Below are 12,795 nucleotides of genomic sequence, written 5' to 3' on the forward strand. Positions count from 1 at the left end.
CCATGCCCGCAAAGGGTAAGCACCGCCGTCCGAGGACCAACCCGTTCACGCGCGGATTCGCTGCCGCCGGCACCGGTGGCGCCGTCATCGCACTCCCGCTCATCGGCGCCACCGGTGCGCACGCCGCGGAGAAGTCGGCTCCCGCCGTGAGCCCCGAGCATGTCGCCTCCGTCACCTCCGTCGCCCAGAAGGCTGCCCCTCAGGCGCCCAAGGCGGGGAAGGTCCCCACGACCTACACGGTCGTGGCGGGTGACTATCTGTCGAAGATCGCCGTGGCGCAGGACGTCAACGGCGGCTGGAAGAAGCTGTACGCCGACAACCGTGAGGCCGTCGGTGAGAACCCGTCGCTGATCCACCCGGGTCTCAAGCTCACGATCGGGGCCAAGGCCGCCCCGGCCGAGAAGAAGGCTCCCGTCGAGCGCAAGGCGCCGGCCGAGAAGAAGGCTCCCGTCGAGCACAAGGCGGCGGCTCCGGCGAAGCAGGAGCGCCAGGCCGCCCCGGCCGAGCGCGCCGCACGCAGCGCCGAGCGCCCCGCTGCCGCTCCCGCTGCGGCTCCTGCCGCCGCCCCCGCCGCACAGGCCAAGGTCACGGGCTACACCGCTCCGGTCACCGGTGGCATCAGCACCTCCTACCGGACGCCCGGTGCCATGTGGTCCAGCGGCTACCACACGGGTCTCGACTTCATCGCCTCCATCGGCACCTCGGTCAAGTCCGTCGGCCCCGGCACCGTCGTCTCGGCCGGCTGGGCCGGCGCCTACGGCAACCAGGTCGTCATCCAGCACAGCGACGGCACCTACTCGCAGTACGCGCACCTCTCCTCCCTTTCGGTCTCGGCCGGCCAGAGCGTGCGTGGCGGTGAGCAGATCGGTCTGTCCGGTTCCACCGGCAACTCCACCGGCCCGCACCTGCACTTCGAGATCCGCACGACGCCGAGCTACGGCTCGGACATCGACCCGCTCGCCTACCTGCGAGGGCACGGCGTGTCGATCTGAATCTGACGTAACGTCAGTGAAGTCCGCCGCCCCTTTCCTGACGGAGGGGCGGCGGACTTCTGTGTGCCGCCCTATTCCCACTTTGCGAGAAACTGACCTGGTGGTCTATGTCACGCCACGTCAACCCCTCCCTACGGTGGCGTAGGTCACTTGATGCCGTGAATGATGTCGTGACGTGGCAGACGATTCGAGATCAACGATGAATGGCGTATTCGGGTCGTACGCGGCGGTCGGTGACAGTTTCACCGAGGGCGTCGGAGACCCCGGACCCGAGGGGCAGTTCGTAGGCTGGGCGGACCGCCTCGCGGTGCTCCTCGATGACCGCGTACCGGAGCACACATTCCGCTATGCCAATCTCGCCGTGCGCGGCAGGCTCCTCGACCAGATCGTGGAGGAACAGGTCCCCCGTGCGAAGGAACTGGCCCCCGACCTGGTGACGTTCTGCGCCGGCGGAAACGACATCATCCGGCCCGGCACCGACCCCGACGACGTCGCCGAGCGCTTCGAACGCGCCGTCGCCGACCTCACCGGCGTCGTCGGTACCGTTCTGGTGACCACCGGCTTCGACACCCGGGGCGTCCCCGTGCTCCGTCATCTGCGCGGCAAGATCGCCACCTACACCGCGCATGTGCGTGCCATCGCGGACCGGCACGGTTGCCCGGTCCTCGACCTGTGGTCGCTCAAGTCCGTCCAGGACAGGCGCGCCTGGGACGGCGACCGGCTCCACCTCTCGCCCGAAGGCCACACCCGGGTGGCGCTCCGCGCCGCTCAGGTGCTCGGCATGGAGGTACCCGCCGACCCCGACCAGCCGTGGCCCCCGCTGCCGCCGCGTGGCACGCTCGAGGTCCGGCGCGACGACATCCACTGGGCGCGCGAATACCTCGCACCGTGGATCGGCCGTCGGCTGCGCGGCGAATCGTCAGGCGATCATGTGGAGCCGAAGCGCCCGGATCTGCTTCCGCTCTGAGCTCTCCGCCCGCCCTACGGGTGGTGCGAAGGAGCGGGGATCCGCTCCAGGACCCCGCCCGCGAACACGTCGTACAGCGGCAGCGACTCCAGATGGACGTAGCCGATGTGGCAGTCGCACACGGTGAGGGGGCAGGGACGTGGCCGCAGCGCCGCCCGGTACGAGCCGTCGTAGAGATTGCCCAGCTCGGTCCGGACGAAGTGGCAGCGCCGGACCGTTCCGTCGCCGTCCACCGAGATCACCGACTCGCCGGTCCTGCACGGCAGCCCGGCCGAGCGGTGCGGACGGCGGCTGTACGGGAAGAGGGGATCGAGGGCCGTCCAGCGGGCGGCCTCCTCGTCCGTGTAGGCGTGCCCCTCCGCCGCGTTGACCCAGAGATAGATGTGCCGGGGGAGATCGGCCCGTAGCCGGCGGGCCTGCTCCAGATGCTCCTCGAAGCCGACCACACCCACGCTGAACCGGACTCCCCGGTCGACGAGCTCGCGGCACTTGCCCAGGAAGCGGTCGTACGGTGTCTGGCCCGGATGGTACGTGCACCACAGCGCCAGCGTGTCCGTGTCGGCATCGGCGAGCCAGTCGGTGCGGCAACTGAGATTCGTCTGGATGGCGACCCGGCGGACATGCGGCAACCGGGACAGCTCGGCCAGGGTGCGCCGGTACCAGGAGCGCACCAGTCCCTCGCCCCACGGGGTGAACAGCAACGACAGCCGGTCGTCCTGCCGGTCCTCCGCCCAGCCCGCGAAACGGTCGAGCGCCGCCCGGTCCGCCCTCAGCTGCTCGCGGCTGTCGCGGCGCTTGGCGAACGGGCAGTACGGGCAGTCGTAGTCGCAGGAGGCGAGCGGGCCCCGGTACAGAACGGTCAGATCCATCTGCGGGTGATCCTCACTTCAGCTCGTACCGGGCCATCGCGGCTCGTACCGCGGGGGAGAAGAGCTCGGGACCCAGTGCGTCCGAGTACGCGAGGCCTTCCGCCGTCAGCCGGAGCAGACCGCCCGTCTGCTCCGGCCCCTGTGCCCCCTCCAACCAGCCGCGCTCGGCGAACGCCGCGAGCTCGGTGGGGAAGTCGTCGGCCGGCAGGGTGCCGAACCGCGTGCCGTACTCCGCGAGGCTCATTCCCCGCGTCTGCAGCAGCGACTGGAGCAGATGGCGGCGGCGTGCCTCGTCCTGGTCGACGCGCCGACCCACCTCCGCACGGGTGAAGTCCTCCGCCTGCGTGTAGTCGTCGATGATCGTGCGTATCCGGCGCATGTCGACGGCGTAGTCGAACGAGTAGTGCAGCCCCGACGTGTACGAGCGGGCGCCGCAGCCGAGGCCGATCATCCCGTCGGTCTGGCAGGCGTAGTCGTCCCCCTGGCTGTCCGTGCTCTGCCGCGGGGCATCGGTGCGGCGGAACATCCGCATCGACAACTGCTCGTAGCCATGGGCGAGGAGATGGTCCCGGCCCTGGCGGTACAGCGCCAGCCGTCCCCGGTCCCAGGCAGCGTCACTGTCGGCGCCGGTACGGCCGAGGCCCGTCAGCGGCCGCACGTACAAGGGGTAGAGATAGAGCTCCTCCGGCCGCCAGGCGAGTGCGGCGTCGAGCGAGTGGCGCCAGGTCGCCTCGGTCTGGCCGTCGATGCCGTAGATCAGGTCGATGTTGAGGACGGGTATCCCGGCGTCGCGTATCCGGCCGAGTGCCGCCTCGACGTCGGAGCGGCGCTGGGGACGGACCGCCGCCTTCGCCTCGTCGTCGACGAAGCTCTGCACACCGATGCTCAGCCGGGTCGCGCCGCGTTCGGCGAGCACGTCCAGCCGGTCGGCGGTGGCCGTCGCCGGGGAGGTCTCCACGGAGAGCGGCACGGCGCGAAGATCGGCACCCATCCGCTTCTCCGCGATGTCGCACAGCCGCTCCAGCTCCCCGGCGGTGAGGAACGTGGGTGTGCCGCCGCCGAAGGCCGCCGTGGCGAACCGCACCGGTTCCGCGTCCCCGAGTGCGTCCCGCACCGCCACCGCCTGCCGCTCCAGTGCGTCGAGATAGCGCGTGGTCAGCTCGTCCGGCGCTCCGATGCGGGTGAAGAGATTGCAGAAACCGCAGCGGACCTCGCAGAACGGTATGTGCAGATAGAGCGAGAGCGCGTCCTTGCGCTCGCCGGCCCACAGCTCACGAAGCGCGGGGCGCTCGGCGAGCGGGCGGTACGCGGTCTTGTGCGGATAGGCGTACACATAGCTCTGGTAGGGGCGGATCGTGTTCATCGGGCGTCCTCCGCCGTGCCACCGGGGCCCGGGAGGAAGAACTGCGTGTACGGAACCGTCCAGACCACCTCGTGGCCGAGCCGGTGGCCGGTGTAGCCGCCGTCGCCGTACGCCGTGCCGTGGTCGGAACAGACGATCGTGAAGCACCGGCGTCTGCTGCTCGCCGCGGCGAAGAGCCGGCCGATGTGCCGGTCCACGTACTCCAGCGCGGCAGCATGGGTTTCACGCGAGTCGCCCGCTTCGCGTGTGGCGCCGGGCAGATGGAACCAGTTGGGCTGGTGGAGGGCAGCCACATTGACGAACAGGAACAGCCGCCGGTCGTGGGGGAGCGAGGAGACGACCTCTTCGGCGCGGTCCACCTGCGCCTCGAAAGAGATGGGGGACGCCACGCCGAACTCCGGCTCCCAGTGGCTCTCCTGGAACAGGCCGGGCAGCACCGAACCGAGCGGTGCCTGCCGGTTGAAGAAGCCGACCCCGCCGATGCACACCGTGCGGTATCCGGCCTTCGCCAGCCCGCCGACCAGATCCGGGGCGTCATAGACGAACGTGCCGTCCGCGGTGGTCTCACTGCCGGCGAATCGTGCGGCGAACAGCCGGGGATGAGGGCCGGGCTCCACGGGTGTCGGCAGGAAGCCCGCGAAGATCGCCTGGTGGGAGGCGTAGGTGAAACTGCCGGGTGCGTGCCGCTTCTCCCAGAGTCCGTCGGGCAGATGGCGGGCCAGATTCGGTATCCGGCCCGACGCAGCCAGCTCCGCCGCGACATCGAAGCGGAGTGTGTCGAGTGTGACGAGCAGCAGATCGTCCGTGCCGACGACCGCCGGCATGTCGATCATGTCCCCGGTACCGGGAGGGGTCGTGCGCATGGTGCTTCCTCGTGGTGCGTACGGATGACGGCGGCGACCTGCGCCGCATAGGTGTCCAGGCCCTCGGCGCCGCTGCCCGGCAGGCCGGTGAGCCCCGGCAGCAGGTCGCCGAACGCGTTGACCTCGCCGACGGCGAAGCGCCGCCAGGCGGTGGAGGGGAGGAGATCGACGCCGACACACTGGGTCGAGGGGAACCGGGCAGCCGCCTGCTCGCACAGGCCGAGCACATCGTCGCTCCAACTGCGGCCCGCGCCTCGTACGGACGCGATCGTCGCGGCCAGGTCGCCCCGTTCGCCGCCGAGATGCAGATTGGTGAGCGGAGACCGGCTGGTCCGTACGACGGCGTGGCTGGCCCTGCCCGCCACGACCACCACGCGCAGGTCGACGGCCCTGCCGTGCCTGACTGCCTTGGGGAGCCAGCGCTCGATGTGCAGTCCGTCCGGCGCGAGCGTGTCCACGATCGCCGCGACCTCGGGCTCCGAGGTGTAGCGGCGCAGTCTGAGCGAGTTGAACAGCCGTCCGTCCGGCGACCTCTCCACCGAGGTGACCGCGCGGACCCGGCCGCCTCCGGCGGTCTCCACGGCGAGGACGCCGGAGGCCGACGAGCCATGTGCGAGCTTCACGAACGCGCGGCGGAATCCGGGCTCGGCGAGCACGGTGCGGACGTCGTCCCAGCCCCGGACGACCGCAGCTTCGGCCCCCGACGTCGGCGACGGCGGCACCGCCACGCCCGCGGCCGCCAGCCGCTCGTGGCAGAGCCGCTTGTCGAAGAGCACCGCGAGGTCCTCCGGCCGGCCGAGGAGCGTGCCGCCCGCCTGCCTCACGGCATGGGCCACGTCCCGTACGGACTCGGTGAACCGTGTGTACCAGCGACCGCTGCCCTCCACCCGGGACGGGTCCCTGACACCTCGCAGCAGGAAGTCGACCTCCGCGTTCTCCCCGGGCGAGTCGATCCGCACCCACTCTCCGGGCAGGAAGCGGGCACGGCCCTGCAGCACGTCCAGCCAGGGCACGATGCGCGGTTCGGGCAGCCCCGCCGCACGTACGGCGCGGCGGAAGAAGCCGACGCGCCGGTTCTCGGGGTTGCCGACGACGGCGAAACGCGGTGGTGGTGCCGGGGTCACTCCGCCACCGCGGTGAAACGGCCGTCCTCGTTGTCCCACGGTTCCTGGACATCGTCGACGTCGACCGTCACGCCGGCCGGCTCCAGGTTCCGGCGTATGCGCTCGCGCAGCCGCTCGCTGATGAAGTGGTGGTGCAGATCGAGCTTCTTGAGATGGGTGAGCGGCTGCCCTTCGAGGAGCGCCGCCGCACCCTCGTCACCGAGTGTGCCCATCGAGAGGTCGAGTGTCTCCAGCCGTGCGACGACCGGTGCACCGGCGAGGGCGGAGGCGATCTCGTCCTGGATCTCGCTGTTGCGCAGTGCCAGATGCCTCAGCCGGGGCAGCCGGGTGCCGGCGAGGAACGGCTCCAGATCCGAGAGCTCGGCATCGCCGCCGTACTCGGAGACGCCCAGCCAGATGTCGAGGTGCTCCAGCGCGGGCAGTTCACTCGCGGCGATGCCCCGCACGACCTCGGCGGGCAGGCCGCCGGCCTCGACGCGGAGCGTGCGCAGCCCCCCGTGCTCCACCGCACGGAGACCGAGCCCCGAACCGCCCCGGACCCCGAATTCCACCAGGTCCGGGAAGGCCTCGAGAAGCGGTGTGACATCCCCCTGGTTGATCCAGGAGATCTCGCACTCCTCGAAGGTGATGTCACCGACGAAAAGGGCGCGCAGCCCGGTCAACCGGTTCCGTGCGGCCTGCAGCGCGGAGAGGACCTCGTCGGGACCGGAGTCGTACACATCGCTCCACGCGCCGACGATCAGCGCCCGCACCCCGGAGGTTTCCACGGTGGCGAGGAAGCGGGCGAACGCCTCCTCCCACTGCTCCTCGCTCTCGTACGCCTCGACCGCGATCCGCCATGCGACGGATGCCGGGTCGGGCAGACGGTCGACCTTTGCATCGGCGCCGGGGAAGTCGAACGCAGGAAGGCCGTACAGCTCCTGCAGATGGCCCGAGATGGTCATGACGAATGCTCCAGACACCGGAGACGGCGTTGATCGGCTGATGTGCGAGCAGTTCTACCAAGCGGCACTGACAGGGCGTGCCTCGGGGCCACGTACCGCCCCGGGCAATACACGGAGCATTCGTGGACGGTGTCGAGCCGCCGTGTCCGTGCGCTGCCGGACGCGGGCCCGGGTGCAGGGCGAGGCGCAACGCCGTCAGCCGAGAGCGTCGAGCAACTCGCGCTCGCGCCGGGCGCAGAGGCCGGCACGTCTGGCCCGGTCCAGACCCTGCTCGCGTTCCCAGAGCAGCGTGTCGGTCAGCAGCTCCGCAGGGGGCCGATGACGGAGTCCCGCGGCGCGCGCCGCGGAACCGTTCCGGGCCGACCACCCCTGCCAGCCGGGCTCGACCAGCCACATCGGCAGCGAATCGGCCCCCATGTACTCCGACACGCCGTTCGCGAGCAGCCACGCCGAGTCGGCCGTGACCACCGGGCCGACGTGCCCGCCGATCGCGCGGGACAGCTCGATCCACTCCGCGAACGGAACGACCGGCCCGACAGCGTCGTACGTGCCGACGCTCCCCGTCTCCGCGGCATCGAGCAGCCATGCGGCGAGGTCCCGTACGTCGACTGCCTGCGTCGGGATGTCCGGTGCGTCGGGAACGAGCATCGGTCCTTGCGGATCGCGTGCGGAACGGGCCACCCAGTAGCCGGAACGTCCGCTGGGATCGCCCGGGCCGCCGATGAGACCGGCGCGTGCGACGAGAAGGCGGTCGCCCACGACGGTCGCCGACGCCCGCTCGCAGGCGACCTTCGCCGCGCCGTACACATCGCGGCCGACCTCGCTTCGGTCGGTCGGCGCAAGGAGAGCCGCGGACTCGTCGGCGTCCGGCGTGGCGTGGGAGGCGTAGGCGCTGACGGAGGAGACGTAGGTCCAGTGCCCGGCCCTGCTGCCCAGTGCATCGAGCGCTCCGCGGACGAAGCCCGGCTGCCATGACACCTCGACGACCGCATCCCAGGCGCGGTCGAGCAGTGGTCCGTACGCCGAAGGATCGCGACGGTCGCCGGCCACCAGGGTCGCCCCGTCCGCGACTTCCCCGCTTTCGCCGCGCGCGAGGCACGTCACCCGATGGCCGCGCTCGATCGCCTGCTTCGACAGCTCCCGGCCCAACCACGCCGTGCCGCCCAGAACCAAGATCTCCATCCCGGCACCCAAGCACGGCGAACACCGGGTCCCGGGACAGTTCGCTGACAGCGCACCCCGGTGCCGCCGGCCGGTCGCCGCCGTCTGCGCGCAGGGCAGGTGCGGCGGATGACGGGCCGGTTGCCGTGGCAGGGTGCCGGCCCGCCTCCCGGGCCACGGCCACCGGATCGCGGCCACGAGCGTCGATGTCAGACCCTGCCCCTAACTTCGGTGTCGGGTCCGGCGCATGCGGTGCCGGCTGTGGAGGGGAGAGCCATGTACCGGCAGGGAGATGTGCTGATCGTGCCCGTCGCGGAGGACGCCGTCCCTGCGCACGCGATGCGGGCGCAGGGGGAGCCCAGGGACGTCCGGGGCCGGCTGGTGCTGGCACTCGGCGAGGTCACCGGCCATGCGCACGCGCTGGCCGCGCCGGGGCGGCTCGTTCGCGAATCCGCGGCCTCCGGCGGGCCGATGCTGCTCCAGCTCCCCGAGGGCGGCCGGCTGGTGCACGAGGAGCACGCGCCGATAGCCCTGCCCAAGGGCTGGTACCGCGTCGTGCGCCAGCGGGAGTACATACCGGGTGCGGTTCGGATCGTCGCGGACTGACGACGCCGGAGGGCCGCGGACACATCGGAACGGAATTCAGGGGACGGGGAAGCAGCATGCAGTACGTGGACAAGTGGAGGGCAGTGGCGGCGGCAACGGGCCCTGCGGAGCGGGCGGCCGCCGAGGAGGGGGTCCGGCTCGCCTACCGCGCGGTGGGTCTCGAGGCCCCCGAGCGGTTCGTCTGGGCGGACTCGCCCCGTGCCGCCGTGGCCGCCGTGCGTGCACTGGAGGAGGCGGGGAGCCCGGTGCGGGACGAGGTGCGGACCATCCCCTGGGCCGACGAGCGTCGCCGGGTTCACGACGAACTCGGCCCGGCGGGCTGGACCGAGCACTGGGGGAGGACCGGTGCCCTGCTCTGGGACAACACCCGCGCCCTCGCCGAGCGGATACGAACCGGTGTCGCCGAAGTGCTCGCCGAGGAGGCGGCGGCGCTCGCCGACGGCGATCCGGATGAGGCGGCAGCCGAGCGCACCGCCGTGCGGCTGGTGCTGATGGACGCGGTGCTGGGCCAGCACGACGCCGCCTGGCTGGCCGCCTTCGACGGGCGCAGCGAGCGACTGGCGGGCCTCGCCACCGTGGCGGAACACGCGGGCTGGTGGTGGCCGTTCGAGAAGGCCGTGGTGATCTGCGAGCGTCCGGTCGAACTGCACCGGGACGAGGCGGGCCGGCTCGATCGCGGCGACGGCCCTGCGCTGGCGTTCGCCGACGGATTTGCGCTGCACGCCTGGCGGGGGATGCCCGTGCCCGCGGAGTTCCTGGAGGGACTCTCGTCGCTGACCCCGGAGCGCATACGCGCCGAGGAGAATGCCGAACTGCGGCGCGTCATGCTCGAGTTCTACGGCTACGACCGCTATCTCGCCGAGTCGGGCGCCCGCCCCGTGCATCGCGACGAGACCGGCGTGCTGTGGCGTATCGCGCTTGCGGACGACGAGGACGTCGTGATGGTCGAGGTCGTCAACTCCACGCCGGAGCCGGACGGTACGCACAGGACGTACTGGCTGCGTGTGCCGCCCGCCACGCGCACCGCGAAGGAGGGGGTCGCCTGGACGTTCGGGCTCGACGCCTCGGCGTACGAACCGCTGCGTCAGACCTGAGCCGCCGCCAGTTCCTCCGGTCCGATCAGCGCCGAACTGCCCCTGCCCGTACAGGCATGAGCCCCCGCCACCGCGCCCAGCCGGGCGCAGTCCTCGACCGTGCGGCCCGCCAGCCGTCCGTAGAGGAACCCGCACACATACGCGTCCCCCGCGCCGTTGGAGTCCACCACCGGCGTGGGTGGCACCGCCGCAGCAACCGGACGCGGTGTGCGGCCGCCGTCGCGGGTCATCAGATACGAGCCGCCGGCACCGGCCGTGGCGATCATGGTCTCGGCCCGCCCTTCGCGCAGGATCTCCCGCATCACCGACGCGATCCGCTCCCCGGCACCCGCCGCGCTGAGGAACACCAGGTCGGACCGGAGTGCGAACTCCCTGTGGTGGTCGTCCAACCCGTCCCAGTCATGGAGGTCCGTCGAGACGGGGACACCGAGCTCGGCGATGTCGTCGTAGAGGAAGCGGGCGAAGTTCATGATCGACAGATGGACGTGCCGGGCACGCCTCAGGTGAGGGAGGTAGAACTCGCGCGGCATGCGCAGATCGCCGGGGTCCCTGGCGTCGTAGAAGGACGTCCTGCGGCCGCTCGGGTCGACCAGGTTCACCGCCCGTCGTGTGCCCGAAGGCGATATCAGATGCTCGAATTCCACGCCACCGTCGGCGAGCCTCTCACGGATCTGCAGGCCGGCGTGGTCGTCGCCGATGAAGTCCAGGAAGGTGACGCCGAGCCCAAGGGCTTGGCAGCCGAGGGCCACATTGCCGCCCGTGTGCCCGGGCCACTCCATGATCGGGGGGACTCCCACCGAGTCGGCCGACGGGACCGGGAGGGAGTCGACGCGGACGACCGTGTCCACTCCGCTGCCACCAATCACCAGTACGTCGAGGTCCGTCCGGTCCGTACGTTGCGCCGACACCACTTCGTCTCCCGTGAGTCTTCGGTACGTCAGGCGCTCTGCCGGGTCAGCGCCCCGCTGTCGAGCCCGAGTTCCCGGGCGAGTGCCTCGTCCGTCCATGCCAGCATCGCAGCCCGGGTGAGCGACCCCGCATACGACGTCATCTGCACCGCCAGGCCGTCCAGCAGGGCCGTCAGCCGCCAGGCCGTGGACGCCGGGTCGTCGCACCGGAACTCCCCGGCGGCGGCGCCCTCCGCGATGACCGCCGTCAGCTCCGCCTTCCACTGCTGGTCCAGGGCGCGGGCCACCTGGCGCAGCGCGGGTTCGCGCAGTGAGGCCGCCCAGCCCTCGATCCACAGGCGCCAGCCCTTGGCCTGCCCCGTCGGCGCGTACCAGCGGACCGCAGCACGCAGCCGGCGCACCGCGGTCGTCCGCCGGCCGAGGAGTTTGCGCAGATGCGCCAGGTCCCCCTCCGCGGCGTAGGCGAAAGCGGCGGCGACCAGCTTCTCCTTGGTCGAGAAGTGGTAGAGCACCAGGGCGTTGCTCACCCCCAGGGCGGAGGCCACATCGGCGATCCGCACGGCGGTCGCCCCCCGGGCCTCGATCTGCTCCACTGCAGCCCGCAGGATCTCCTCCTGCCGCTGCGCCACGCTCAAACGGACTCTCGCCACCGGGTCACCCTACACACGCATGTGCGAGTTCCAGCAGCCGTCGGTCCCTTCCGTGGCCTCCGACCACAGCCAGGCCGACGGGCAGTCCGTCCACCGACAGCCGGGGCAGTACCAGGCACGGAAGCCCGGCCGCGCTCGCCAGGCAGGTGAGGCGGAAGGTCGCGTCCCGGAGAGCGGCCTTGCGCCCGGGAGGTTCGTCGACGAGCGGTGCCGGGCCGCAGGCGGCGGGCAGCAGCAGAACCGTGTCCTCCGGGAGGGTCGCGCGCAGGGCACGTCCTGCGCGCTGGACCACGCGCTCCGCGATGACCCGGCTCTCCGCGGTGACCTGCGATGCGCGGGCGAAGCGGGCGCCCACCCCCGGCCCGAGAGCGCCGGGGTGCGCCCTGATCCAGTCACCGTCGCACTCCCACGCCTCGGCGCCCTGGGCCCGGGCAAAGGCCGCGGCGACCGCGACCGGGTCGACATGCGGAAGGGCCACCTGCTCGAGTCGCATCCCGGCCTGCCGGGCCAGTTCCGCGGCCGCCGCCGGGAACACCTCGCGCACTCCCGCGTCGGCGAGTGCGACGAGGGAGCCCGCCACCAGCGCCCTGCGGAACGGCGGTCCGGCGCCGGTGCCATCGGCGGAAGGAAGCAGCACGTCGCCGATCCGCGCCAACGTCCCCCCGTCCCGCGCGAGCCAGGCGACGGTGTCGAAGGAAGGGGCGAGCGGCAGCATGCCGCGGGTGGGGACCGCTCCGTGGGTGGGCCGCAGACCGTACAGCCCGCAGTACGAGGAGGGCACCCGCACGGAGCCGGCCGTGTCGCTGCCGAGACCGGCGTCGGCCTCGCCGAGCGCCACGGCGGCGGCCGGACCACTGGTGGAACCACCCGGGACGTGACCGGGCGCCGCCGGGTTGGGTGGGGTCCCGTAGTGCGCGTTCGTCCCGTTGAGGCTGTACGCGAACTCGTCGGTCTGAGCGATCCCCGTCAGCTCGGCTCCCGCACCGAGCAGGGCGCCCACGGCCCATGAGTGGGCCTTCTGCGGTTCTGTCCCGGCGAGCCAGACGGGGTTGCCCGCGCCGAGCCGGTGCCCCGCGACGGCGTGCACGTCCTTGACGGCCAGCCGCAGCCCGGTCAGGGGCCCGCTGCCGGATCCGGCGACCAGCGGTTCACCACGCTCCCGCCACACGGCCGTGTCTGCCGAAGAACCCATCGGCGCCTCCCTGACTCCCGGTGACGGCCCTCATCGAAGCACCCCTGGGGCCTTGCGTCCGC

Annotated in this window: 13 protein-coding genes; 4 read left to right on the top strand and 9 right to left on the bottom strand. The window is 71.7% G+C overall.

Annotated elements, in window-relative coordinates:
- Window positions 1–2: 2 nt before the first annotated feature.
- The gene (locus AC068D_RS03405; protein WP_478821217.1) at window positions 3–992 is read left to right on the top strand and encodes a M23 family metallopeptidase; all 990 of its coding nucleotides are present in this window, start codon (window positions 3–5) and stop codon (window positions 990–992) included.
- Between the two features lie 175 nt (window positions 993–1,167).
- Window positions 1,168–1,959, top strand: a complete 792-nt coding sequence (locus AC068D_RS03410; RefSeq protein WP_478821218.1) for an SGNH/GDSL hydrolase family protein — start codon at window positions 1,168–1,170, stop codon at window positions 1,957–1,959.
- 14 nt (window positions 1,960–1,973) lie between these two features.
- Here AC068D_RS03410 and AC068D_RS03415 read toward each other — a convergent pair whose 3' ends face one another.
- The 6 genes from AC068D_RS03415 to AC068D_RS03440 form a co-directional block, all read right to left on the bottom strand.
- On the bottom strand, window positions 1,974–2,828 hold the full coding sequence (locus AC068D_RS03415) for an STM4011 family radical SAM protein (protein WP_478821219.1): 855 nt from the start codon (window positions 2,826–2,828) through the stop codon (window positions 1,974–1,976).
- A 13-nt stretch (window positions 2,829–2,841) separates the two neighbouring features.
- Window positions 2,842–4,191, bottom strand: a complete 1,350-nt coding sequence (locus AC068D_RS03420) for an STM4012 family radical SAM protein (RefSeq protein ID WP_478821220.1) — start codon at window positions 4,189–4,191, stop codon at window positions 2,842–2,844.
- Window positions 4,188–5,015 carry an STM4013/SEN3800 family hydrolase gene (locus tag AC068D_RS03425; RefSeq protein ID WP_478821400.1) on the bottom strand — a complete coding sequence of 276 codons (828 nt, stop codon included), beginning with the start codon at window positions 5,013–5,015 and terminating at the stop codon, window positions 4,188–4,190. Before AC068D_RS03425 ends, AC068D_RS03420 begins: the two co-directional genes overlap by 4 nt.
- Before the next feature lie 5 nt (window positions 5,016–5,020).
- Entirely contained in the window at window positions 5,021–6,178 is a 1,158-nt protein-coding gene (locus AC068D_RS03430; protein ID WP_478821221.1) for an STM4014 family protein, read from the bottom strand.
- Window positions 6,175–7,122, bottom strand: coding sequence for an STM4015 family protein (locus AC068D_RS03435; RefSeq protein ID WP_478821222.1), 948 nt, complete (start codon window positions 7,120–7,122; stop codon window positions 6,175–6,177). Before AC068D_RS03435 ends, AC068D_RS03430 begins: the two co-directional genes overlap by 4 nt.
- A 195-nt stretch (window positions 7,123–7,317) precedes the next feature.
- Complete coding sequence (locus AC068D_RS03440; RefSeq protein ID WP_478821223.1) at window positions 7,318–8,304, bottom strand: NAD-dependent epimerase/dehydratase family protein; 987 nt, start codon at window positions 8,302–8,304, stop codon at window positions 7,318–7,320.
- A gap of 255 nt (window positions 8,305–8,559) precedes the next feature.
- Here AC068D_RS03440 and AC068D_RS03445 point away from each other — a divergent pair, with 255 nt between their 5' ends.
- Window positions 8,560–8,889, top strand: coding sequence for a hypothetical protein (locus tag AC068D_RS03445; protein ID WP_478821224.1), 330 nt, complete (start codon window positions 8,560–8,562; stop codon window positions 8,887–8,889).
- 56 nt (window positions 8,890–8,945) lie between these two features.
- Window positions 8,946–9,983, top strand: coding sequence for a DUF6745 domain-containing protein (locus AC068D_RS03450; RefSeq protein ID WP_478821225.1), 1,038 nt, complete (start codon window positions 8,946–8,948; stop codon window positions 9,981–9,983).
- On the opposite strand, the gene AC068D_RS03455 is transcribed toward AC068D_RS03450, so the two are convergent.
- From AC068D_RS03455 to AC068D_RS03465, 3 genes are read right to left on the bottom strand one after another with little or no spacing between them, the layout of a single operon-like run.
- Window positions 9,974–10,891 carry a carbohydrate kinase family protein gene (locus AC068D_RS03455; RefSeq protein ID WP_478821226.1) on the bottom strand — a complete coding sequence of 306 codons (918 nt, stop codon included), beginning with the start codon at window positions 10,889–10,891 and terminating at the stop codon, window positions 9,974–9,976. The genes AC068D_RS03450 and AC068D_RS03455 overlap by 10 nt on opposite strands.
- A 29-nt stretch (window positions 10,892–10,920) precedes the next feature.
- On the bottom strand, window positions 10,921–11,541 hold the full coding sequence (locus tag AC068D_RS03460; protein ID WP_478821227.1) for a TetR/AcrR family transcriptional regulator: 621 nt from the start codon (window positions 11,539–11,541) through the stop codon (window positions 10,921–10,923).
- Between the two features lie 4 nt (window positions 11,542–11,545).
- Window positions 11,546–12,733 (bottom strand): amidase, encoded by a 1,188-nt coding sequence (locus AC068D_RS03465; protein WP_478821228.1) that lies wholly within the window; start codon window positions 12,731–12,733, stop codon window positions 11,546–11,548.
- Window positions 12,734–12,795 lie beyond the last annotated feature (62 nt).

The organism is Streptomyces sp. NPDC043861 (assembly GCF_056435905.1).

Coding starts and splice junctions, on each gene's coding strand:
- AC068D_RS03405 (WP_478821217.1), top strand. CDS start 3: ATGCCCGCAAAGGGTAAGCACCGCCGTCCGAGGACCAACCCGTTCACG.
- AC068D_RS03415 (WP_478821219.1), bottom strand. CDS start 2,828: ATGGATCTGACCGTTCTGTACCGGGGCCCGCTCGCCTCCTGCGACTAC.
- AC068D_RS03420 (WP_478821220.1), bottom strand. CDS start 4,191: ATGAACACGATCCGCCCCTACCAGAGCTATGTGTACGCCTATCCGCAC.
- AC068D_RS03425 (WP_478821400.1), bottom strand. CDS start 5,015: ATGCCGGCGGTCGTCGGCACGGACGATCTGCTGCTCGTCACACTCGAC.
- AC068D_RS03435 (WP_478821222.1), bottom strand. CDS start 7,122: ATGACCATCTCGGGCCATCTGCAGGAGCTGTACGGCCTTCCTGCGTTC.
- AC068D_RS03440 (WP_478821223.1), bottom strand. CDS start 8,304: ATGGAGATCTTGGTTCTGGGCGGCACGGCGTGGTTGGGCCGGGAGCTG.
- AC068D_RS03445 (WP_478821224.1), top strand. CDS start 8,560: ATGTACCGGCAGGGAGATGTGCTGATCGTGCCCGTCGCGGAGGACGCC.
- AC068D_RS03450 (WP_478821225.1), top strand. CDS start 8,946: ATGCAGTACGTGGACAAGTGGAGGGCAGTGGCGGCGGCAACGGGCCCT.
- AC068D_RS03465 (WP_478821228.1), bottom strand. CDS start 12,733: ATGGGTTCTTCGGCAGACACGGCCGTGTGGCGGGAGCGTGGTGAACCG.